The organism is Methanolobus tindarius DSM 2278 (assembly GCF_000504205.1).
Lineage (GTDB): Archaea > Halobacteriota > Methanosarcinia > Methanosarcinales > Methanosarcinaceae > Methanolobus > Methanolobus tindarius.
Genome location: NZ_AZAJ01000001.1, coordinates 3,038,271 through 3,061,366 on the forward strand (window position 1 = coordinate 3,038,271; position 23,096 = coordinate 3,061,366).

28 protein-coding genes and 1 pseudogene are annotated in these 23,096 nt (G+C 36.9%); 19 read left to right on the forward strand and 10 right to left on the reverse strand.

Annotated elements, in window-relative coordinates; translation table 11 throughout:
* Positions 1-53 precede the first annotated feature (53 nt).
* Positions 54-545: pseudogene (locus METTI_RS14285) on the reverse strand (CRISPR-associated endonuclease Cas1); the annotation flags it as partial.
* Between the two features lie 206 nt (positions 546-751).
* On the opposite strand from METTI_RS14285, the gene METTI_RS14290 reads away from it, so the two are divergent.
* The 4 genes from METTI_RS14290 (at position 752) to METTI_RS14305 (ending at position 4,173) form a co-directional block, all read left to right on the forward strand.
* Complete coding sequence (locus METTI_RS14290; RefSeq protein WP_023846542.1) at positions 752-1,681, forward strand: hypothetical protein; 930 nt, start codon at positions 752-754, stop codon at positions 1,679-1,681.
* A gap of 165 nt (positions 1,682-1,846) precedes the next feature.
* On the forward strand, positions 1,847-2,728 hold the full coding sequence (locus METTI_RS14295; RefSeq protein ID WP_023846543.1) for a hypothetical protein: 882 nt from the start codon (positions 1,847-1,849) through the stop codon (positions 2,726-2,728).
* Positions 2,729-2,878: 150 nt separating this feature from the next.
* A complete protein-coding gene (locus METTI_RS14300; protein WP_023846544.1) occupies positions 2,879-3,529 on the forward strand; it encodes a hypothetical protein in 651 nt (216 codons plus the stop codon).
* A gap of 110 nt (positions 3,530-3,639) precedes the next feature.
* Positions 3,640-4,173, forward strand: a complete 534-nt coding sequence (locus METTI_RS14305) for an FKBP-type peptidyl-prolyl cis-trans isomerase (protein ID WP_023846545.1) — start codon at positions 3,640-3,642, stop codon at positions 4,171-4,173.
* Between the two features lie 92 nt (positions 4,174-4,265).
* Here the strand turns inward: METTI_RS14305 and METTI_RS14310 are convergent, their stop codons facing one another.
* Together METTI_RS14310 and METTI_RS14315 are read right to left on the reverse strand one after the other, a co-directional pair.
* Positions 4,266-4,469 (reverse strand): TRAM domain-containing protein, encoded by a 204-nt coding sequence (locus METTI_RS14310; protein WP_023846546.1) that lies wholly within the window; start codon positions 4,467-4,469, stop codon positions 4,266-4,268.
* A 249-nt stretch (positions 4,470-4,718) separates the two neighbouring features.
* Complete coding sequence (locus tag METTI_RS14315; RefSeq protein WP_023846547.1) at positions 4,719-5,156, reverse strand: hypothetical protein; 438 nt, start codon at positions 5,154-5,156, stop codon at positions 4,719-4,721.
* A gap of 139 nt (positions 5,157-5,295) precedes the next feature.
* On the opposite strand from METTI_RS14315, the gene METTI_RS14320 reads away from it, so the two are divergent.
* The 4 genes from METTI_RS14320 (at position 5,296) to METTI_RS14335 (ending at position 7,647) form a co-directional block, all read left to right on the forward strand.
* Entirely contained in the window at positions 5,296-5,559 is a 264-nt protein-coding gene (locus METTI_RS14320; protein ID WP_023846548.1) for a hypothetical protein, read from the forward strand.
* 206 nt (positions 5,560-5,765) lie between these two features.
* On the forward strand, positions 5,766-6,182 hold the full coding sequence (locus METTI_RS14325; RefSeq protein ID WP_245596146.1) for a DUF2798 domain-containing protein: 417 nt from the start codon (positions 5,766-5,768) through the stop codon (positions 6,180-6,182).
* 175 nt (positions 6,183-6,357) lie between these two features.
* Positions 6,358-6,624, forward strand: coding sequence for a hypothetical protein (locus tag METTI_RS14330; protein ID WP_023846550.1), 267 nt, complete (start codon positions 6,358-6,360; stop codon positions 6,622-6,624).
* A gap of 414 nt (positions 6,625-7,038) precedes the next feature.
* Complete coding sequence (locus METTI_RS14335) at positions 7,039-7,647, forward strand: YkgJ family cysteine cluster protein (protein WP_023846551.1); 609 nt, start codon at positions 7,039-7,041, stop codon at positions 7,645-7,647.
* Between the two features lie 489 nt (positions 7,648-8,136).
* Here the strand turns inward: METTI_RS14335 and METTI_RS14340 are convergent, their stop codons facing one another.
* Complete coding sequence (locus METTI_RS14340) at positions 8,137-8,391, reverse strand: hypothetical protein (RefSeq protein WP_023846552.1); 255 nt, start codon at positions 8,389-8,391, stop codon at positions 8,137-8,139.
* 211 nt (positions 8,392-8,602) lie between these two features.
* Here METTI_RS14340 and METTI_RS14345 point away from each other — a divergent pair, with 211 nt between their 5' ends.
* Both METTI_RS14345 and METTI_RS14350 read left to right on the forward strand, forming a co-directional pair.
* A complete protein-coding gene (locus METTI_RS14345) occupies positions 8,603-8,911 on the forward strand; it encodes a (2Fe-2S) ferredoxin domain-containing protein (protein ID WP_023846553.1) in 309 nt (102 codons plus the stop codon).
* 345 nt (positions 8,912-9,256) lie between these two features.
* Positions 9,257-10,705: a saccharopine dehydrogenase C-terminal domain-containing protein gene (locus tag METTI_RS14350; protein WP_023846554.1), complete on the forward strand. Its 1,449-nt coding sequence runs from the start codon at positions 9,257-9,259 to the stop codon at positions 10,703-10,705.
* Positions 10,706-10,863: 158 nt separating this feature from the next.
* On the opposite strand, the gene METTI_RS14355 is transcribed toward METTI_RS14350, so the two are convergent.
* Positions 10,864-11,058: a hypothetical protein gene (locus METTI_RS14355; RefSeq protein ID WP_023846555.1), complete on the reverse strand. Its 195-nt coding sequence runs from the start codon at positions 11,056-11,058 to the stop codon at positions 10,864-10,866.
* Positions 11,059-11,308: 250 nt separating this feature from the next.
* Between METTI_RS14355 and METTI_RS14360 the strand changes: the two genes are divergently transcribed.
* The 7 genes from METTI_RS14360 to METTI_RS14390 all read left to right on the forward strand — a co-directional run bounded on the left by METTI_RS14360 (position 11,309) and on the right by METTI_RS14390 (position 15,659).
* Complete coding sequence (locus METTI_RS14360; RefSeq protein WP_023846556.1) at positions 11,309-11,911, forward strand: NAD(P)H-dependent oxidoreductase; 603 nt, start codon at positions 11,309-11,311, stop codon at positions 11,909-11,911.
* Between the two features lie 105 nt (positions 11,912-12,016).
* Positions 12,017-12,730, forward strand: coding sequence for a formylglycine-generating enzyme family protein (locus METTI_RS14365; protein WP_023846557.1), 714 nt, complete (start codon positions 12,017-12,019; stop codon positions 12,728-12,730).
* A 41-nt stretch (positions 12,731-12,771) separates the two neighbouring features.
* Complete coding sequence (locus METTI_RS14370) at positions 12,772-13,113, forward strand: iron chaperone (RefSeq protein WP_023846558.1); 342 nt, start codon at positions 12,772-12,774, stop codon at positions 13,111-13,113.
* A 35-nt stretch (positions 13,114-13,148) separates the two neighbouring features.
* Positions 13,149-13,517: a transposase gene (locus METTI_RS14375; RefSeq protein ID WP_048135552.1), complete on the forward strand. Its 369-nt coding sequence runs from the start codon at positions 13,149-13,151 to the stop codon at positions 13,515-13,517.
* 2 nt (positions 13,518-13,519) lie between these two features.
* Positions 13,520-13,963 (forward strand): transposase, encoded by a 444-nt coding sequence (locus METTI_RS14380; protein ID WP_245596172.1) that lies wholly within the window; start codon positions 13,520-13,522, stop codon positions 13,961-13,963.
* Between the two features lie 168 nt (positions 13,964-14,131).
* On the forward strand, positions 14,132-14,860 hold the full coding sequence (locus METTI_RS14385; protein WP_211232198.1) for a hypothetical protein: 729 nt from the start codon (positions 14,132-14,134) through the stop codon (positions 14,858-14,860).
* A gap of 190 nt (positions 14,861-15,050) precedes the next feature.
* On the forward strand, positions 15,051-15,659 hold the full coding sequence (locus METTI_RS14390; RefSeq protein WP_023846560.1) for a hypothetical protein: 609 nt from the start codon (positions 15,051-15,053) through the stop codon (positions 15,657-15,659).
* Positions 15,660-15,750: 91 nt separating this feature from the next.
* Here the strand turns inward: METTI_RS14390 and METTI_RS14395 are convergent, their stop codons facing one another.
* Genes METTI_RS14395 through METTI_RS14405 form a run of 3 tightly spaced genes read right to left on the reverse strand, consistent with a single transcriptional unit; the run spans position 15,751 to position 18,519 of the window.
* Positions 15,751-16,530 carry an alpha/beta fold hydrolase gene (locus METTI_RS14395; RefSeq protein WP_023846561.1) on the reverse strand — a complete coding sequence of 260 codons (780 nt, stop codon included), beginning with the start codon at positions 16,528-16,530 and terminating at the stop codon, positions 15,751-15,753.
* On the reverse strand, positions 16,508-17,779 hold the full coding sequence (locus tag METTI_RS14400) for a radical SAM protein (protein ID WP_023846562.1): 1,272 nt from the start codon (positions 17,777-17,779) through the stop codon (positions 16,508-16,510). The genes METTI_RS14395 and METTI_RS14400 overlap by 23 nt, the downstream gene beginning before the upstream one ends.
* A 26-nt stretch (positions 17,780-17,805) precedes the next feature.
* Positions 17,806-18,519: a hypothetical protein gene (locus METTI_RS14405; RefSeq protein WP_245596148.1), complete on the reverse strand. Its 714-nt coding sequence runs from the start codon at positions 18,517-18,519 to the stop codon at positions 17,806-17,808.
* 308 nt (positions 18,520-18,827) lie between these two features.
* On the opposite strand from METTI_RS14405, the gene METTI_RS14410 reads away from it, so the two are divergent.
* Both METTI_RS14410 and METTI_RS14415 read left to right on the forward strand, forming a co-directional pair.
* Positions 18,828-19,436 carry a methyltransferase family protein gene (locus tag METTI_RS14410; protein WP_023846564.1) on the forward strand — a complete coding sequence of 203 codons (609 nt, stop codon included), beginning with the start codon at positions 18,828-18,830 and terminating at the stop codon, positions 19,434-19,436.
* Positions 19,437-19,574: 138 nt separating this feature from the next.
* A complete protein-coding gene (locus METTI_RS14415) occupies positions 19,575-19,859 on the forward strand; it encodes a ferritin family protein (protein WP_023846565.1) in 285 nt (94 codons plus the stop codon).
* 32 nt (positions 19,860-19,891) lie between these two features.
* Here the strand turns inward: METTI_RS14415 and METTI_RS14420 are convergent, their stop codons facing one another.
* Together METTI_RS14420 and lon are read right to left on the reverse strand one after the other, a co-directional pair.
* Positions 19,892-20,506, reverse strand: coding sequence for a VTT domain-containing protein (locus METTI_RS14420; RefSeq protein WP_023846566.1), 615 nt, complete (start codon positions 20,504-20,506; stop codon positions 19,892-19,894).
* Between the two features lie 149 nt (positions 20,507-20,655).
* Positions 20,656-23,052, reverse strand: a complete 2,397-nt coding sequence (gene lon, locus METTI_RS14425) for an endopeptidase La (protein WP_023846567.1) — start codon at positions 23,050-23,052, stop codon at positions 20,656-20,658.
* Between the last annotated feature and the right edge of the window lie 44 nt (positions 23,053-23,096).

Below are 23,096 nucleotides of genomic sequence, written 5' to 3' on the forward strand. Positions count from 1 at the left end.
CTCTTGGAATTGTATCTCAAATATAGCATGAGAAGATAAAAGAGACAATAAAATCAACTACTTGCAACAAGCTTTTCCCATTGTTCCATGCGTTCTTTATTATGAGCATTAAGCGTAAAAGGAGTATCTGCCTTCGCATTTATCTTCATGTAATGCAACGTTCCCTTTGAAAATCCTAGCTTTTTCCAGTCTGAATAAGAAATACTCAATATCTTCTGTCGTATGTCGCTTGAGTCTTGTCGCTTTGTCTCATACTGAGGGACAATAAAATCAATGTCCTTTCTTTTGTCTGTTAAATATTGAGCTAATTCCCTAGTCTTCAGGAACATGACATAACTCCACATCGTCATATTTCCTTTGTAGCTAACTCTCTTGTTAAACCACAAATTGACCTCTTCAGTTAGCTTCTTAGCTCCACTTGGTCTGAGTCTGAGTGAGTAATTATCAGTCCTGATGAAGTCCTTCTTTTCCATCCTGTCAGTCTCAATGAGGCTGATTACTGCCATATCTACAAGGAATCTAAAAGGCTCTTGAAGGTCATAGGCTAAACTGTTCTTTTATCCAGTATTCCAGTTTCCCCACCAAACTTAGCTTCAGGATGATCTACATAATCGGTTAATTATGGCAAAGCTGTTGCAAGTGAACAATAGAATTATCTTGATTAAAATAAATATATATTTTCAAATGAAGATACATTTATTAAGTCGCACAACTTCATAAATAACCGGGAATATAAAAGGTGTTGTTGAATATGAATAAAACATCAGGATGTGCTATCTGTCTAATTCTAATCATATTATGCACAGGATGTATTGAAAACAAACAAGTGCAATTGATTGATGGGGATGAATACGTGGATACACGTAATTCCCTAACGGAAGAAAAGATATCTTTAATTGATAATTTTGCTGAAGATCTAAATAATGCAGAAGAAATAGCATCCTATGTGCAGCAGATGGAAGTAATAGATTTTTATAGTCGACCTAAAGCAGGCTACATATTTGGTGAAGTCGCATTTTACAGGGATGAAGATGAATTAGAGAATTTAGAATATACGGAGTCTCTTATCCACTTTAACAGAACACCGATTCATTTTGTAGGTCTCAACAACATCGAAGAGTTTGGTGATGTAGAATACGGCAGGTCACATTTGAATGCAATCATATCTTCCGCATTCACTCCGATGTATGGTGCTGAGGATGAGCAACTTAATTGCATAATTTTTTCCAGGAATATCCTCTTAAATCATTGTTTGTCAGAGGAACACAAAGAAAGATTAGTAAGCGTCTTAAAGATAGTTGATACATGGGGACAATTCAGAGAGAGCATGATACATACTAATGTCCCAATAAACGGTTCTGACGCAAATAGGACATTTGCAATCGATAATGTTGGAGATGCAAATATAATAATGAATACTGAATGGGATCAGGATGATCTTAAACAGTATTTCGAATTTTTAGATTCATCCGGTTTTAACTCCTCTGAAGAGTTATTGTCTTTTGCACGTCAATTTACAGTTGCAAAAAAGAGCATTAATGACGATATGTCAGAAAGTACACATGTTAAGATAAACAATGCAAGAGTGTATGTAGTTGCCAATTTCCCGCAATATAGTGATGAAGGCATTCAAAAAGATGATATGCGTGCATATCTTACTCTGGATGATTACAAAGAATGAAATCTTTTGTTAGTACTCTTTCCAGAATTCTGACGTATGCACCAATTATTAACTTTCTTTTTTTTACATGAACAGAATCATTTTATCCGTTTCCAACAACATCGACAAAATTAATAACCAATATTTACATATGCTTATAAAGTTGCTATAGTGTGAGGTAATGAGATGGATCATAAAAGATCAATTGTTTTTGTAGCTCTGGTTTCAATTTGTCTTTTGGTATCTGGGTGTTCTGGGCCGGAAATGACAACTGAAATTACAGCAAATAATACTTTAAGCTACAAGGATGCAAACCTTACATTGACTTTAACGCCTGAAACGGTAAATACAAGTGAACTTTCAAACCTGCAGCTCAGTTTAACAAATGAAGGAAAATACCCGATTAATGTTGATAAATTCCGTCACCAATGTAATTATAAAATTATTTATGCTGATGGATGGGACGTTGAATATGAGTCGATGCCGATGTGTGTAGAGATAGGAGACGATTCACTTATTGAGATTATGCCCGGGGAATCGTATACAGTAAACGTAGATGATGCAGGTCATTGGCAGGGACAGTTAAGAAAAGGCAATGATTCAATATCTGTTGTGTATTATCCTACAGGTAGTAGCTATACCACTCATAAATTCTGGACTGGAAAGCTTAGATCAAACAACATAACTTACATTTCTGAAAGTGTCAAAAATGAGTCACAGGAAAACATAGAAGGCAACAAAATATTTAATGGTACGATCCAGATGGGAGACGGATATCTGGCAAATGATATTTTATTCAATATTAACTATATATCAGTTGGAACAAAATATGCAACCATCGCAGTATATCAGGGTGAAGAGAGAACTGAATATATTAAAATATACGAAGGTGAAACCCGCATAGTTAATTATGAAAACAGCCCTCGTATTGCATTGAAATTAATTGATACCTTCGAGAGAGAAAATGTCGCAGGAAATTTTTCAATAACTGTTGAAAATAGCAATCTTTCGGTTAATGACGGCGGCATAGTTGAAGGTGGATTTTATGAGATGTATCTAAATGATTAACTAAAAAAGGTTGCAACTTTGTTTTTTTACACATTTCCTTCTTTTTTAGAATTTCATTGTCATTCCTATTGTCTTTCTTTTATTCCTTCAGTTACTTCTTTAATTAATAAAAAAATTCAAATATGAATATCTGAATATGTTGGTGAAGTAATGACTGATGAATTAGCCGGGATTGTGGTTTTATTTTTAGTAATGTGGTTAATGCCACTGACAGGTCTGATTCTCCTGAATTATGCAACAATTGAGACCAGAAAAAATGATAGTCATTACTATAGTCTTGCTATCAAATATCCTTTAATCCTTTTGTCATTAGGTTTATTATGTTTAGCAGCTGGTTTTTTTTTGCAGGAGCTATTTGAAAATGCTTACAGTTTTTACAAAATAGGTTTTTTTGTACTCATTCTTTTCACATTACTATACATTACTTCCGAGTCATATTACAATTTTAAAAGCAAAAACAGGGATGAATTATCATATAATGCTACAAAAAGTAGCACACAGGATAAATCAACATCAAACCGGGAATCAGTAAAATTTGTGGCAAAATTTATAGTCAGTAAAACCAAGGAAACTTATGATTATATTTATATGTGCTTTGCGTTAATGGCTATTGTTTCTATCTATTCAATACTCGCAAATGATGTTTTATATTTTACCGCTGTACAATCCTTTGATGACTTGCTTAATCTTGACCATGCAATGATTTTTGAATTTCTGGGAAAAGTATTCCAGTTAATTATTTCTGTGGTAATCTTATTTGTATGTTTTAAGAAACGCATGAAGGAGAACACCGACAACTGACATTAAGATTTAAACGTAGTGTCCTTCTGTATAATATAAAATTATACTATTCACTATTCTTAAATACATTGAAGTTCCACATTTTTATCAATATAAGGATGTGTGGTCATATGAAGAAAATCTTATTCATAATATTGATTTGTTCATTGCTTATCAGTGGGTGTACTGAGTCTGAAAATAGCCAAAAAGTAGAGACAGGAGATCATGTTTCTGTAAATTATACAGGAACACTGGATGATGGAACTGTATTTGACACTTCCCGGGAAGAGGTTGCAATAAAAGAAGGCATTTACCAATCCGGCAGGGACTATGAACCTCTTTCTTTTACAGCAGGGGCTGGACAGGTTATTGATGGTTTTGATGATGCAGTTATAGGAATGGAACCCGGTGAGGTTAAAACCGTTACCATCCCGCCGGAAAATGCATATGGTGCTTATTGTCCGGAACTTCTGGTATCTGTGCCTGTGGAGCAATTCCATTCAGCTAATATAACTCCGATAGTTGGCCAGAAAGTGACAACTCAGAATCAGGTTGGTGTAATTGTTAATATCACTGACAGCAATGTTACCGTTGACTGTAATACCAAACTTGCAGGCGAGACCCTGACATTTACAATAGAAATGGTATCAATAGATAAAACCTGATGTTTAGGTTTTAGGATTGTAAAAAAGGAAAAGAATGAAGATCCGAAACCGGGTCTTCAAAAATATGTTTTATTGAGTTATTAACAGTAAATTTAAGCTAATTCGCCAAATGCGAACTTGCTGAGTACTTTAGTAACTTTAATTGTAACTTCGTCGCCTACCTTTGTTTCTGGTACAAAGATGACAAATCCGCTTACTCTTGCGATTCCGTCGCCTTCTCTTGCGATATCTTCAATTGTTACATCATAAGTTTCTCCAGCTTCTACCGGAGCAGTTGACTGTGTGTTGTTAAACAAATTTTTCACTTCCGTTAAATATTAGCTTAAAAAGAATACAACCATTTAGTTAAACATACGAAAAAACAGTAAATACGATTAATGTAATACCATCTAAACTTATAATTATCAAATTAGTTTAAGCCTCTATAAGCACCCTTACTTAGGGCGGATAGTATATATGCCTATTCATAGTCACAGAAATTTAAGTTCCGAATTGTCCATACTCTCATAAAATTCCCGCATTGTTGTATCCTTCAATTCTTCAAATCATGACCACAAAAACCACCATGCAAGCAATGCGATGATAGGATAAGTGATATACATTACCGGTAGGTTAAACTTTCCAATCTTCACCCATGGATAATAATTAACAAATTCCGGGTTCCATTCTGAAAAACTGACAACAGGGTTCACCAGAAACCAGGTGAAATCCTCTATAACAATACCTGTGAAGTATGCACTCACAAGTATCCCGAAAAGCCGGGTATCCCATCCATTAATGACCAGTGGCAGGGTCAGAAGCAGGGGCCACATGACAAAGAAAAGATAGAAATGATATGCTGTAAGGCTGACATGTTCACCAAACCGGATAGTCCAGCCAATCTTCCCGCGGTTGCCTGCATTTCTGCCTTCAACATACGCTTCCCAGAAAGATGTGGCTATCATAGCAGCCCATATCCATGCAAATATCAGGTAAACATTCACAATAGTATTCGCTTTTTATGGCATATATTACATTTGACAGAGAAAATCAGAATTAATTTATTCCGAGGATTAACAGGCTTGAGTAAAGGCTATCCCTTGATTTCAACAATTATTTATGAGCATAAAATCAATTAGTTTTATGGTTAAATCCCCAGAACCAAGTATAGAACCAGGTATTCATTCATCTAAAGTCACTGAGCGTATAAATGCAACAGCTCTTGAATTACTAAAGAAACATGCTAATGGTCTTCGCTGGTCAGAACTGGTCTCAATGATCATGGATTCAGATCCTGCATTTCATCCAAAAACTGTTAATGGATGTGTCTGGAAACTTGTAGAAAAATACCCTGACAGGGTTTACAAGCCATCTAAAGGGATTTTCAGATTACTGGAATATAAATAATGTTTAATACAATAGGAACAATAGCCACAAAATTTATCTAAAATCCGGACAACTAAGAGCCATTATAAGAAGATGTCAATTTTTTTGATACATATAAACACTCCTTGTGTTAAACTTTCTTATTAATAAATTCACATGCACAAGGTGAAAATTTGATACAAAACAAAAAAGAGAATCTAATCCATACTTTCATGTATGTTTGGTTTATGGCATTTGTAATGACAGGATACAACATAACAATTCATCAGGGACTATCTACGGACATACTAAAAGTAACCTGGCTGAGTTTTCCCGCTACTTTCATAGTGGCATTTACACTTGAATATTTTATTGTAGGAAAACATGGAATGAAATTGGTGTTCAAACTACAAAAACAACATCATACACCTTTTCAAAAACGAGCCATAACTGCATTGGTTTTTGTTGCCGGAATGGCAACCTTAATGTCATTATGTTTTTCAATATCAACTGTTGGTTTTTCAAAAGAACTACCTTTGACATGGGTTTACAATCTTATTATTAACGCAGTATTTGCGTATCCTTTAATAGTGTTTGTTGCAGGTCCACTTGTTGGTTTTATATTCCGGAAAATATTCCCGGAAGGTTCAATTGTTGATGTTTGAAAAACTTCATAAGCAAACTTCTTCTCATTTATTTTTTAAAAAATAATTATTTAATATGTATTATTATTAGTTTAATTGTTGAACAAGTATTATACCATAATAATATATTGTGCAAAATTTACTTTTTTGGAAAACTATAACTAATATTGATGATATAAGGATTTTGGGGATTATTATGACAGCATCTAATTATATCCAATTGATAAAAGATGAAATGCTGAACGAAATGTCAGTAAACATTAATCAATTGTGTGGCAAATCTTCTGTTATTAAAGGACAGGATGTACTTGTAGAAAATGTGAAAATAGAAACAAGTCGTGTTGTTGATACGTACAAACATCCAATGTATAACATTTATATGAATCATCAATTGAAATACAAAGATGTTTCACTATTTGATGCAGTTTATCATGTGAGTGTACACTTTGAGAAAGAAAGATAACATAGCAGAAGGCATACCAGAAGTCTTCTGGCTTCGATGTGTTAACAAATCTATTTAATAGGTTAATTACCCACTTACAGTTAGTTTTAACTTCTTATTTCACTTTCATCTTTGTTTTCTGCATAAACAGCTATCGACTATTTGTTTTGTTTAAAAAGCAATCATATTACGTTTTTTCATCTGAAAATCTATTTTTATAGTTATTCTTTGCCATAAAAAGATATTTCAATACCTTATTTATTCAAACTAGATAAAGACAGATTTTTCATAAATATAACTGCTAAATTCCTATTAATTTTGCTTAAATATTGTATATGCCTACTATTACCAGCAAAAACATTAAATTCATAGTATTTCTTTACATCATTAGTTTAAACTCGCCTAAATAGGCTTAAAGCTGGTGAAAAAAGGTTTATGGAAATAAGCACGGCTGTAAAAAAGGCAATTCGATATAGCATAGTTCAGAATATTCTGAAGCATTATCAATGCCCTGAAACCTGCGGAGCACATTGTTGCAGCCAGGGGCAGATTCACTTTTTTGAGGATGAAGTCAAAATCCTGACTCTTATGGATAAGGAAAAAGCAAAAAATATCACAAACGAAAGTTTATCTGCAGGAATCTACCAGATGAACACACCCTGCTCTTTTCTCAGTAGCAGCGGCAGATGCGAAGTCTATAATAACAGGCCTACGGTTTGCGGTATGTACCCTTTCAAGGTCAACACATCTGGCACTTCGCTGGGACTGCAGCCATGTCCGATTGGATTTATGATAATCCGGGATTTTGCAGAATGGATAATTGACACTTTTTCAAGATCTGCTGTCTCAGATGAAGAAAAAACAAGGATAAAAGAAGAATGGCAAAAGAACATAGAATTATATGAAGCAGAACTCGTAGACTTTCATTTCAAGCCGGTTTTAAAAGAGATGCAGATACCTTTTGATGAGCTTGAAATGCTTTCCATGTTCCTGTCTTCAAGAAAAACTGTGCTGTCTTTGATAGAAGATAAAAATCCTGCATAAATGTCAGAATCAATTATTGGTGAACCCTGATATGAGGTTCAAAAGTAACTTCAGCAGAGGTCATGTTTAAAAATAGGATCTCTGGTTTTAAGTTTATAATTTGTTATATAAAATTATTGATAGTAATATGATCGCCAACAATTTATACCAATAAGTGCATATAATAAATTGGTTACAAGGAAGTAAGCTGTAAAATGAAGTACCATTCAGGATGGAATAAATCTTCTGTCTCTACCTATAAACTTCATTAACGCATGACTTTATGAAGGAAAATTCATGACAGGATAAAACCTGATCTTGTAATAAACTTCACAAATGCGTAGCCAAGAATGAAGGTAAATTCTGGACGGAATAAAATCCGATCCCGTATCAAACTTCATTACCTTGTAACCACCTTAATCTGAAAATTGCCTGCCAATTCTTTTGTTTTCGAAACCACAGTTTCCTTGTCTTATTGGAAAGTTTGTAGCCTTAAAAGATAATCCGTGATCAGGATTCAGATTTAAGGGAAACACGGAAATCCCAGTTCAACTTATTTTTATTCACCGGTGAAAAATCACATCTGACCATTGCTTCCTTAAACTGCTTATTGGTGACAAAAAAGCCAACGGGTGATTCCTCAAACAGGGTTTTGAGTGCAAAGCTTGCGTATGTCTTTTTTGTTCCTTTTTGCGGGAGAATATTCTCCATTATCCAATCGTCAATGGTTTTAATCTCACTATCACTTAGTTTGTAATCACCCATTTACTTGCTCCTTCCTTTTTAATTATAAAAGATGAAGACTTCATATAGGGTTCCTGGCTTTTTTAATGTTTGTTTATGATTTGTTGTTTTCAAGTACTGTTCTTATTAAACCTAGATGTGGTGAAAAGTCTTAAATATAATTACCTCAGTAAATGCATTCCGTATATTAGCACTGTAGACATAGCTCAGAACTTAAAACAGGAGGATTTTCATGCAAAAACCAGAAACTCATATATTCGTTTGTGCAAGCACAAGACTTAACGGAATGGTAAAGGGCGTATGCGAGAACAAGAAATCACATAACCTTGTAGGAATGTTTGCCGAAGAAGTAATGGACAGAGACCTGGAAGGTGAAGTGATGGTTACTGCAACCGGATGTGTAGGTCTTTGCGAGAAGGGACCAATTGTCATGATCTACCCACAGCAGATCTGGTATGGTGAGGTTACAGCAGGTGACGTTGAGGAAATACTTGATGCAATAGAAGAAGGCGAAGTTGTAGACAGACTACTTATTTCATAAAATTAAACACAAAAACGTAAAAAGGGAAAGCGATTTGTTCAATTAATATGAATAAGTCGCTTTTATATATTCTGTAAAACTCATTCCTTTCTGGTGTCTGATTGAACAGCTTTGCGTCTATAAATAAATACAGTAACTTCTTTTATTTGGTAAAATGCATAATCATCATCTTAAATTCTATAGATTCCTGTTACCTATATTTTAATCAATTAACACTCAAATCTAAGCAGTCTGAATATATATTTTGATGCTTGCCTTATTATTTATCCATAACTTTTGATTTACTCTGTTTAAACAAGCCTGAAAGACAAAAAGTTATATGTCAGAGATGCCTGTACCAAAGGTATGAAACCAGAATTCTCAAATAAGGTTCTCATCATCGGGTATGGTTCAGTTTCCCAGTGCACCCTGCCGCTTTTACTGGATAAGCTCGATGTTCCGTTAGAAAACATTACGTTAATAGACTTTGAAGACAAATCAAAATCCCTGAGGAAATATACCAATCAGGGATTAACATTTGTCCGTGAGAAGATCACCCCGGAAAACCTTAGTCAGGTTTTATCCAGGCATATGGATAATGATGGCCTGATAATAGACCTTTCATGGAATATAGATGCTATTGACATCATCACCTGGTGTCATGAGCACAATGTGCTGTACGTAAACACATCAGTAGAAGTCTGGGATCCTACCGAGGATTTCCTGAACAGAAGCCTGCTGGAAAAATCCCTGTATCTGCGCCAGATGAAATTGCTTGAGCTTTCCCGTGACTGGAAAGACGCACCTACTGCCGTTGTAGATCACGGTGCAAACCCGGGTCTTATCACTCACTTCGTAAAGCAGGGACTACTGGATATTGCAGAACGTACCTGTGCTGACAAAAAAGTCTCCCCCGAAGAAGCAGAAGAAATTAGACAACTTGCTGAGAAAAGAGACTTTGCTCACCTGGCTCACAAACTTGGTGTAAAAGTCATTCACTGCAGTGAACGCGACACCCAGGTTGCTAACCGGGCAAAGGAAGTCGATGAATTTGTTGGTACATGGAGCATAGAGGGACTCAGGGAAGAAGGAACAGCTCCTGTAGAAATCGCCTGGGGCACGCATGAAAATAAGATGCCACCAATGGCCCAAGTTCCTGACTTTGGTCCGCAGAATGTTATTTTCATGCCTCAGATGGGTATGAATACATGGGTAAGGTCATGGATACCTGATCAGGAGATTGTCGGTATGGTTATCCGACACGGGGAATCATACGGCCTTTCTAAATTACTGACTGTATGGGATCAGGAGAAAGCAGTATTCAGACCAACTATCCATTACGCTTACATGCCATGTCATGATACACTCTCATCTCTCTTTGAGTTGCGTGGACGTAATTATGAACTTCAGCCAAAGCTCAGGATAATGACAAATGAGATAGTATCCGGTGAAGATATACTGGGTGCCCTTCTGATGGGTCATTCTTACAATTCATGGTGGACCGGAAGTGCATTGAGTATCGATGATACAAGGTCTCTTGCTCCAGGCCAGAATGCAACCACACTACAGGTAGCTGCCGGTGTAGTAGCTGCTGTACTCTGGATGCTTGAAAATCCAAAAGAAGGAATCAGGACACCTGAGGATCTTCCACATGATTTTGTCTTGAATATTGCCCTGCCATATCTTGGTAATTTTATATCAACGCCATCTGACTGGACACCACTTAAGAACCGCAAAGTGTTCTTTAAGGAAAATCCGGCAGTTGAACATGATCCAGACCCATGGCAATTTGAGAACTTCCAGTTTATTGGTTAGTTCACAGGATAAAAGTAAAAAATATATTCAAAAACAACATGGCTAAAATGGAACGGGAAATCCGTTCCAAAAAAGCTTATTGTTATTTTTACATAAGTTGAGATTATGGCAAAAAACCATTGGTGAAACTAGTGGTATCAAAAAAGTTAAAGGACAGGTTAGCGATCTTTAAATCTTGTCCTGTCACCTGTATCAGGAGCTTCTGACTGTCCGGGACCTGTATCGACTCCGACGCCGGGCTGTTCACCATCTTCTCCGTTGTAATTCTCATCTCCTGAACCTGCCATGGCTGTGCCACTAAATGAGGCAACAACCATAAGCAGTACCAATATCAACGTTAGTATTTTTTTCATATACACTCACCTTTTCAAATTTACAATTTATTATATTTTTGCTATGTAAACAATAGATATTAGAATCTATGGACAAAACTGCATTTTGAATTTGTTCTTACTTTTAATTTTATGAAATTAATCAGAAATTGAATTTTACTCAGGCAAAATCGGAAATTGATATCTATGGTGAAAATATAATTATTATATAGTTATCCAAAAAATGTGGGTAATAATTTGGGAAGGATTTAGTATTTAAAGAGGTTTGAAAATGGATTTTGAAGAACTGACAACAGTAAGGTATTCCAGCAGAAAATATACTGATGAAAAGATAAGTGATGGCACTTTGGGGCGCATTAAGGAAATGATCAGAAATAGTCCTTCTGCCGTTAATGTTCAGCCATGGAAGATCAAAATCATAGACGATGCTGAGATTAAGGAAAAACTTGCTCCGCATATATTTGGTGGAATGACGCAGGTTCCAAGCTGCTCGCATATGCTTATTTTATGCGCAAACACTGATTGGGACAGTCACATCCAGGCAAATATAGAAAGCATGAAAAAAGCTCAGGTTCCGGAACAGAACATCAAATATTACCAGATGGCAGTTGATGGAATGTTTGGCCGCGTATCGGCCGATGAAAAACTTGCAGAATCACAAAAAAATGTGTATCTAACAGCAGCATGTGCTGTTTTTGGAGCGAAGTCACTTGGTGTGGACTCATGCATCATACAGGGATTTGACGCTGATGCCCTCAGCAAGGTTCTGGATTTACAATCTAATCTTACACCTACACTTATTGTAACCTTAGGTTATGCAGCAGATAAGCCTGCACCAAAAAGCAGACTCCCTGATGATGAAATATTCTTCTAAATAAACTGTGAATCGTCCTCATTTAGTTCTTTAAAAGTCAACAATAATGCTGATTAAACTGATGATAGTGATTTGAATACGAAAAAGAACACGGATAGCAAAAACATGTGTGAGAAAGCTAAAGAGAAAGCACCGTCCATTTCCACAACAAATTCTGTTGGAATGGATTTCATGCTTATTCCTGCCGGAGAATTTTATCTGGACCCATCTGAATTCAGCTATGATATTCCAGTTAAACTTACTATAAAGGAATCTTTCTACCTTGGAAAATATCAGGTAACTCAAAAGCAGTGGAAAACTGTAATGGGAAATGAACCTTCCTGTTTTGAAGGTGATGACAGACCTGTTGAATGTATTACATGGAATGAAGTCCGGAATTTTATTAAAAGACTCAATGAGATGGAAAATACTGATAAATACCGTCTTCCATCTGAAATAGAATGGGAGTATGCATGCAGAGCAAAAACTGATTCTGAATATTTTTTTGGCAGCCAGGACATGGAACTTGATGAGTATGCCTGGTATTATCTGAATTCCCAAGATGGGACTCATCCTGTCGGGCAGAAAAAACCAAATCCATGGGGTCTGCATGACATGTATGGTAATGTTTGGGAATGGTGCCAGAATAGATATCATAGGAATTATGAAGAAGCTCTTGCAGAAGGTACTGCATGGGAAACAGTTGGTAGTATAGGAATAGTCCTGCGTGGTGGAGGATGGGTAAGTTATCCTGAAAAATGCCGCTCATCATGCCGAAGTAGTTTTGATTCGGATTATGGTTCTTACTCCGTAGGTTTCCGTCTTCTTATGGCATTGTGATATGCAGTTAAGTTTAAAATCTCTGGAATCTTCACTTTATTATGGAAAAAAGCACTTCAAATACAGAATTTCATAATATTGATGAATACATTGCAATGTTCCCAAAAGAGGTGCAGGATAAACTAAGAGAGATGCGTGAGTTAATACAGGAAACTGCGCCGCAAGCCGAAGAAACTATCAGTTACAAGATGCCAACATTCAGGTTAAATGGTATTCTGGTTCATTTTGCCGCCTACAAAAACCATATTGGATTTTACCCTACTCCTTCCGGAATTGAAGCTTTTAAGGATGAACTTTCAATCTATAAGCATTCTAAAGGTTCTGTCCAGTTTCCACTAGAAGAACCACTTCCATTTGATATTGAACCCATATCAAAACTATAAATACTATCTCTCTGAATGTTATTATGGGGATATGAATGGAATTCAGAGAAATCTCTGATGATCAATGGAAATTTATTAAGCCACATTTACCACCACAACCAATAACCGGAAGAAAGAGGGCTGATGACCGTAAGGTCATCAATGGTATTCTCTTTGTTCTGATAACTGGTTGCAGATGGGGAGATATGCCAGCTATTTATGGTTCCCAGGCAACTGCCTGGAGAAGGCTGAAAAGATGGTCAGAGGAAGGTATATGGAACAGGATAATGGAATCCCTTCGGGATTCCGCTTACCAGAATGGTAAGTTCTCTATGGATGTTGTATGTGTTGATAGCAGTTTCATTGAAACTAAAAAAGGGGAGAAGGCTCCACATACAACGGTCATAAAAAAAGGAAAGGCATAAAGATTCATGTTTGTGTAAGTTGTGACGGTTTTCCATTGACGATCCAAATTGCTTCTGGAAAGGAACATGATAGTCAACAATTTATCAAGATCATGGAAAGTATCAAGGTTAAGACTGATAGAAAACCAAGAACAAGACCATTAGAAGTACTTGCAGATTCAGCTTATGATAATGTTGCTATACGGAAGTATCTAAGATCCAGAGCTATAAAAAGTAACATTCCAGTCAACAGCAGGAATGAAAAACACAGAAAAAGAGGAAGACCTACAAGATTCGAGTATGAGTCATATCATAAAAGAGGAACTATAGAACGATTCTTTGCATGGTTGAAGATGGGATTCAGGAAAATAGCAAGTAGGTATGAAAGACTGAATATTGTTTTCAAAGGGTTATTAGATATTGCATGCTTCTTGTTATGCTGGAAAAAGATAGGGGAAAGGTTTTGAAATAGGCTCATTATCAGAAAAATTGTGGTTTTCAGGATAAACGAAAACAATTCAAAAAAGAATCAGTGAAATAAAATAAGGGTCATCTGATGGTCTGGATAAATCTTATAAGATTTTTCATAAGCTTTATATCCAAAAAAGTTGATTTGCATGCAAAAATATATGGAAGTGAACGCAATAAAAAAAATACCTGTTTTGCTACTATTCTTGCTGTTATCTACAATCAATTCTGCCTGTGTTGATAACGATGTTGATTACGATGCCTACAAAGAAAAGTGGGATCTGTTGTACGAAAATAAAAGCGATTGGTTATGTTTTGATTATTCAGTAGATTATGCAAGAAACCATCCTGGATGGGGAATGGTAATCATGTCGCCATCACCTGCGTTCAGGTTTCAGCCCCACATGGCTAATTACATGATAGAAGGAAACACGCTTTATATTCATGAACCTCAGGCCAATCGCACATATGAACTTGAAATAGTGAATGGATCCATGACTGTCCCTTTCTATGAAGATTTCCCCGATGATTTTTCCAGTCAGTGGACACGGCCAACATATTTCCATTTCATTCCCGATGAATCAGGTGTTCTCAGGACTTATTATTCACTTAACGACAATCGTGCCGAGTTCTTTGATTATGAAAATATGAACAAAACTGATGCGTCCGTAAATACGACAATTTTGAATTCTGTGGAAGATTCAGATGTTTATGTATGTGAAAATAGCACTATAAATCAGGAACTAAAGGATAGTTCGGACATTGGAAACAAAACAGCAACTATAAACGAAGTAGACAAGAATGTTAGTGGCATTAGTAATATTGATGAAATTAGCAAATCCAGAAGTATCACTGAGAAAATTGCTTATTTTTTAAAATCCCTGTTTGGAACTTGAAAGTTATTACTTATGATTTGACAATAGTTTTTGATTGTTTTTTGTATTATTTTCTAATTATTTTCACGCAGTGGTATGCATATCAATGCTCATTAACTTTAAATAATATAAACTAAGTAAGAGACTTCCGTCTACAAACCCCTTCATCATAAATTCGTTAAAGAAACTAAAATCATCCGGAGTAGCTATTATGAAAATGCCTACACAAATTAAGCATGCTTTGATAGAAGCAATGATAACACAATATACTGAGGATTTTTCTTCATGCAAGATAAGTCAGGAACCTCTTACATTCCAGATAGCTGTGGGCAAAATTCTTGAGGATACGGAAGTTTTCGGGATTACAGAGGCTGATATTCAAGAAACTATATCAGTAAATCCTGGTTCTCTTACACTAACAGAAGATTCAGAATCCATACAATTTATTCCTCCGTTTACCAGAGAATGCGATTCTTACAACAAACTTCTTGATTATATGCAGGAAAGCACAAAAACCAACAGGAAGTTCGCAGTTGAATACGATCCTGCAATAAAGGAATCCCTGATATACAATTTCTTCAGCGGTAAAATTGTGCTCATGGTCCCTGAGGAAATGACAGGTCTTTCACAGCTAAGATTTGCCCTTATGGCAGGAGGAAGCAAACTCCGTGCTATAATTGATGAAACTGGAGGGTGGATATATGTTTTCCCAAAGCATATAATGGAAGCCATGGAATGTGGAAAAATGCCTGCCAGGGATACAAATGTAAATATGGTGATAGCAAGTTACCTTGCTGACGTTTTCCCTGATGAACAATGATAACGGTAATATGTTAACTATTTGTTAAATATTGTGATTCAGAATCAAAGTTATGAGACATGATTTATCATGTCCCGGTTCCTTTTTATTTCTATATATCAGGTTGTAAATATTCAAAAACAATATTGTTAAACCTGTCATATTGTTCAATTGAACAGACATGACCACAGTTTTCAATGATTTTAATCCGGGCATTTCCCATTTTTTCAGTGTGCCTTTGTGTGTCTTTTAAGAACAGATGATCTTCACTTCCGGATACAAAAAGAACCTGGATATTGTTGTCAAGTTCATCAAGCCATTCCAGACTTTGTTTAGTCTCAGGAATCAAATCAACCCATTTGCAAAATTCATCATAACCGAGTTTTCTGGCTTCAGCTACAAAAATGCTCCTTGACCTGCGGTGATTCTTCCTTGGAAGTATAATGTACGCAAAGAACCTGTAGAGAATCATATAGTTTATCCATTGTTTGAAGGTTATGGCCAGATAAAGCAGGAAGTTTGTTCTCAGGTTGAATTTTACAATTCCACCACCCATGATTAGAGTATCAACCTTTTCAGGATAGAGAATAGCAAAACGCAGGCAAATCAGAGTACTAAAGGAGAAGCCCATAAAATGGGCTTTTTTCACTCCATGATATACCAATGTGCTATTGATAAGCCTGCAAACTTTATCTATATCAAGTTCATTGAATTGCGGTTTCTTGTGCATCTCAAGAACAAGCAGGTTATAATGTCCTGAAAAAAACTCAATCTGCTTTTTCCATGTCCTGGCACTGCCGCCGAATCCATGCACGAATACAAACCAATGGGCAGAGTCATTCTTAAAATGAACTTCTGCACTAAAACGTTCAGTATTTTCTTCGTCTGCCATCGGTTATTCCTTTCTTAAAAGCAAAGTACCTCAAAAATTTAGGGAAATTCTTCCGGTTGTACTCCGGCATTTCCTGGAAAAGATCAGCTGCCATTTCTTCCCATTCCTTTGCCCGTTCAAAGCTCTTACCGGCAAGCTCCTCGGCAGATTCCGGGTTTGCCAGGTGAGTTGACTTAGCACCACCAGCTTTAACCACATCGATAATTGCCTGCGGATTATCTATTAAAGGACATGGGCGGAGCGGATTATCAGAAAACGGCTGTGCCTCCCTGAATGTTGTAAAGAACTTTGACCGCAGTGCCTCCTTAAGTGAGACGTCGTATATATTAGAATCCGAATAATGGCAGAAAGCACACGGTTCCATATCACCTTTTGCGTTTATATGTGCAAAGCCAACACCAGCTCCTATGCATCCGAAGCAAAGATGACCGTTGTTCCAGAAATCAACAATCACATAATCCTGCTTTTCGCAATAATCCATGATTTTTTTGTGCACATAAGATCGTTCTTCTGCTGTGCACATAAGTGAAGTATCAGCAGTGCTTCCAACAGGAATATACTGGAAGAGCCAGCCAAACCATGCTCCCTTTGCACGCATCAGGTCAAGGAACTCATCACTTGCTATGGTCTTATAGTTCTTTGAGTGATAACATGCTGAGAATGCAAAACCGATGTTTCTTTCTCTCAGAATATCCATAGCCTTTATGGCTTTAGTGTAAACACCTTCGCCTCTTCTGAAATCAGTCTGCTCCTGAGTCCCTTCAATACTTATAAAAACATTAAGATTTCCAAGTTCAGCCATTACATCGGCAAACTCCTCATCAATAAGAGTAGCATTGGTAAAAGCACCGAATGTCATCTTATTATGTTTTCTGCAAAGCTTGATTATGTCATCTTTTCTAAGAAGAGGTTCTCCACCTGTCATCAGGCAATCCATGATTCCAAGCTCTTCCGCCTGATTCAATATATCATCAAACTTTTCATAGGAAATGTTGTGACCACTTTCATAATCTTTAGACCAGCAACCTTTGCACCTCAGGTTACAGTCACTTGTAGGGTCAATAAGAAGAACTCTTGGGATTGAGCATTTGTGCCTGAAACCGTTGTATAATTCTTTTAGTGTGATGAAATCACCCATTGTCAGATGACTTGCAACACCTTTTGCCGTAAAAAACTGTTTACTTCTGTACACGTAAGCTTTGTGATGTGGGAAAGGAGGAATTTCTTCTCTTTTCCCATTGATCATCATGTATTTCAACAGAAAACCCCGCAAACTTATTTTTTAGTCACGGATACTTTCTGTGGAATTACACCATCAAACACAAACTCGCCTTCTGAGTTGGATGACAGGCTGTTTATTTCAAGTCCCGGAACAACAGTATAGATACGTGGGAAATATTCTTCCATTGTGTTTACACTGTCTTCTTCAAGGTATTTTTCTGAAAGAGGTACAGCTCCAAGATAGAAACTCTCAGGGTCACCACTGAGTTTGTTATCTGTAACACTGATTTTTCCCTTGCTGTAAATGTTAAGGGTGTCAGGTAATGGAATTGGCACATCACCGGCAACATCTGAATAAAGATCTGTCTTTAATCTGCCAATATCAGCAGTGCTTGACCCTTCCATTGTCCCGTCAGGCAGAACCTTTACCTGAAGGTTGTCGAACCACCAGAATCCGGGAGCAATTTCATTTAAAAGCGCTGTGGATTCTTCTGCAGTTAACGTGAATTGTTTTTCCTGGTAATCAGAAAATTCAAAGTTATAATCATTTATGGATTTTTTTTCTGCGTTCTGCTTGTACTCTTCAAGTTCTTCACCGGTCATGCCTTCAAATTCAATTTGCATTCCGGTTTTCTCAAGTGCACTTACATAATCTTCGTGGGTGTATCGCACACCAAGATCCTTGGGTCCGAATAATGAAAAGCTTCCATATACCCAGAAAATACTACCTAATACCACCAGACCAACTGCCAATATGACAAATTTCATATTTCCTTTTTTATCGCTAATTGTATCACCAGCCACATACAAATATAATTAATCAATTATTATAATTGACAGCTCCATATATATAAACCATTATCCTACCCTGATTTATAAACATAGGTTTGCATTGTCAATTATCCTGTATACTGTTCTTTCAAGCAAAGAGAAGATATTGAATAAAACAGCGACGTTTAAGCCATTGAACACAGGATAAATATAATCTTTGCTATCTGGTGTTATGCTATGAAAAAAATTTCATCACAAGTCCTAAATAGAACATTATTTCAATATCTAATTGGAGGTTGAATGACTTGTTTGCATCTATTTTCATACTTGTTCTTTGTCTTGCAGGATTTGCATTTATTCATAGTTTGCTTGCCAGCCTTCCTGTAAAACGCTTCATAAGGCGGTCTTTAGGTTCAAAAGCAGACACCCTTTATATGCCGGTGTACAATCTAATTGCAGTTATAACCATAATTCCTCTGGTCTATGTGCTTTACAAATATCCCGGTGAATTTCTTTATGTGATACCATCTCCATGGCGCTGGTTAATGGTAGCCGGACAGGTAGTTGCTTTTATAGTTGGTCCGAGAGCTTTGAGGGATGCACCACACAGATTTAAGCTGCGTGCCCAGTTATCAGCACCAAATTCACCTGAAGCAGGTCACCTTGACATTCACGGAATCTATCGCTGGATAAGAGATCCTTTCCTGTTTTCAGGACTTGTTATAATGTGGTTGACACCTTTTATGACAACAAACCTTCTTGTAATTTACATCCTGACCACAGTTTACCTTGTGATAGGTTCACTTCACTGGGAAAGCAGGCTTGTAGCACAATTTGGAGATCAGTACCGTGATTATCAGAAACATGTGCACAGGATAATTCCGAGGCTTAAGCCATATTATGAAAAAGAATAATTTTATTCATTTTTCTTTTTTGAAGAAAATAAGGATAAAATGCTAAAAATCTATTATATCTTTTTTCAAGGTATTGTTACTGGAAGCTTTCTTCCATAAAATATATACAATTTCATTACCCTTATACAGGTGATATACATGATGCACGAAGACCGCAGCAAAATGTCCGAAAAGACTCTGAACATGAAAAGGGCTATTGATTCTTTAAGAGAGGAACTCGAAGCTATAGACTGGTATAACCAGAGAGTGGATGCATGCACCGATGAGAACCTCAAAAAGATACTCATCCACAATGCAGATGAAGAGAAAGAGCATGCAGCAATGATTCTTGAATGGATCAGACAGCACGATGATGCATTTGCACATGAGCTTAAGGATTACCTTTTTTCAGAAGAAGAAGACATAGCAAGCCTTGAAGAATAAGGCTTAATCTTTTTTTCTTTATTTTTTATCCATTACACAAGACTATATCCTAATTTTGAAAGTTCTACAAGAACAACTATTAAAGTAAAATTGCCTACCAGTAGTGGACCTATCATTTTCTTAAAAGGGAACTCCACTATTGCAAGTGCAATTGCAAGTATATCACTTGGAAGTGGTGTAAGTGAATAAAGAAATATTAAAAACATAACTATTGTATCGCCGGTTTTTTCCATATAGGATACAAAAGTGTTGACTTTGTTTTCATATCGTTTTTTAATGCATTGTTTGCTTTGTGATCCCAGGTAATAGAATAATAAATCCCCAATTGTAAGGCCTATACTTGCAAGTAACGCAACTATTATTGTATTTACACCGCCAAAAGCTATTGTTATTAAAGCTGTGTAGAATGTGGTTGAAGTAAAAGTAGAAACTCCGCCAACAAGTGCTATCAGGAAAATAAAAGCATAAATATTGTTAACCCCGATAAAATTTACAATATCTTCAGGTGAATAATAATGCAGAAGTACTGACCATGAAATTATGAATAGCACAATTAATATGACTGGTCTCATACTTCCATTTTCATTGCTCAATGGGCAATTTTCAGCATCATCAGACGAAATACCATTTTTTAAGTTTTCCCGCATTTTTCCTCTTGTCTATGAATTAGCACCTAATTGAAATCTTTAAACTTTTAATTAGTAAATAAAAATAATATTACTTATGAAAAACGGTATGTTCAAAAAAAAGAAAACAGGAAATGGAAGCTGAAAGCCTCCATTAAATTAAATTCACATTAAATTTCACTTATTCCATGATGGTGCAGATGTTGTCCTGAATAGCAGACCATGGGTCTTTGCAGATCAATATCCAGAGCTTCCTTGAGGACATCTTCAATTGTTTCAACAGGTACGAATTCCAGCTCAGTTCTTACATCCTCAGGCACATCCTCAAGATCACGTTCATTCTCATGTGGAAGAATTACCTTCTTTATACCTGCCCTGTGTGCTGCAAGCACTTTCTCTTTGATTCCGCCAACTGGCAGGACCGCACCACTGAGAGTGACTTCACCTGTCATGGCAAGTTTGGAATCAACCGCTTTACCGGTTATAAGAGATGTCAGTGCAGTAAGCAGTGTAACACCTGCAGATGGTCCGTCCTTGGGAGTAGCTCCAGATGGTACATGAATGTGAATATCACTTTCAGTAAAATCAAAGCTGTTTGCAGTGTTTGCAAGCCTTGACTTGACAAGACTGTGTGAGATCTGTGCTGATTCCTTCATCACATCACCAAGCTGACCTGTAAGGGTGAGTTTACCCTTACCCGGCATGAAAGTACCCTCTATAAACAGGATATCTCCTCCCACAGGGGTCCATGCGAGTCCGGTTACAACACCTGGTACATTCTCCTTACGTGCTTCATCCTGACGTATAAGTTCCTTACCAAGTATCTCTTTTAGCATATCAACATGTACAACAAAGGGAAGTTCTGCTTTTCCTGACACAATCTTTTCAGATACGAATCTTGCAGTCCTTGCAAGCTGCTTTTTCAGGCCACGAACACCTGCTTCCCTTGTGTAACGATCAATGATACCATCTAGTGCTTTATCATCAATTTGAAGCATATTCTCATCAAGACCGTGTTCTTCCAGTATATCCAGAAGCAAATGGTCCTTTGCAATTGCAAGCTTCTCATTCTTTGTATAGCCTGATATCTCAATAATTTCCATCCTGTCAAGCAATGGGCCTGGGATAGTTGAAAGTGAGTTAGCTGTTGCTATGAACAAAACCTCGGACAGGTCGTATGGAACTTCCAGATAATGATCAGAAAAAGCATTGTTTTGCTCCGGGTCAAGGACTTCAAGCAATGCACTTGCAGGATCTCCTGAGTATGAAGATGAAAGTTTGTCTATTTCATCCAGTATGAACACAGGATTTCTGGTTCCTGCCTTCTTGATAGCCTGAAGGATTCTTCCTGGCATAGCTCCGATGTATGTCCTTCGATGTCCGCGTATCTCAGCTTCATCCTTTACACCTCCAAGACTTACACGCACATATTCCCTGCCTAGAGCATCTGCTATACTCTTACCAAGGCTGGTCTTACCTGTTCCCGGAGGACCTGTAAACAAGATTATTGAGCCCTGCTTCTCATGCTTTAGCTTCATTACAGCAAGGTGCTGGATGATTCGTTCCTTTACCTTTTCAAGGCCATTATGATTGTTCTCAAGAACCTTGCGTGCTTCGTTGATATCGATGTCCTTTTTCTCTCCGCTTGTCCATGGGAGATCAAGCAAAAGGTCAAGATAATTCCTGATTATGTTAGCTTCAGGACTCTGGGGACCTGCAGATTCCAGTTTTCTAATTTCTGAAATAGCCTTCTTGTGAATCTCTTCCGGCATATCAGAATTGTCTATTCTTTCCTGATAGCCACCTTCACCTGAAATTGGGTCATCGGTTTCATTGAGTTCTTCCTTTATCACCTTTATTTGTTCACGCAGCATGGCTTCTCGATGGGTTTTGTTCATCTTTTCGCCGACTTTCCTTGCTAGTTCCATCTGTAGCTGGATGTTCTCTTTCTGCTTTACCAGTATGTAGAAGAACTTCAAGTAGCGTTCACGAATTGAAAGTGTTTCAAGCAGTGCCTGCTTTTCTTCAATAGCTACAGGCAGATAAGGTGTGACATATCCCATTATCTGATCAATTGAATCCATATCATCAATGGGCTTGAGAAAATGTTCTGAGTGCTGGAAATTTTCTCCGATATTTTTAATCGTTCGCTTTATGTCGCGAAGGACAAATTCCCGCATATTCTCATCGAGATCTGCTATGTCAGGAAGCTCTTCATATGTTGCGTAGAACATTTCCTCTTTCTGATACAGGGAAGCGACTTCGACTCTTCCGGCAGATTTTGCAGATATCAGGTAACCTTCACGGGCAGGAGTTACGGATTCAATTTCAAGTAAGTTTCCTATTCTGTAAAGATCATCTTCTCTCATTTCAGTAAGCTTTGCATCTTCTTTCAGGGTCAGTCCTACTGCGTATGTTGCTTCCTGTTCATTTTCCATCTTTGAGAGCAATATCTCGCCGGCATTTCTGTCAGCCAGGAATTTGGTGTTGCTTTCAGGATAGACTACTATCTCAGAGAGTCTGATTATTATACTCTCGTTTTCTGTATTGTTTTCTTGTGTTGTCATTATAATAGTCTCAATTTCCAGCTTTTTTGGCTGCGGATAATTGT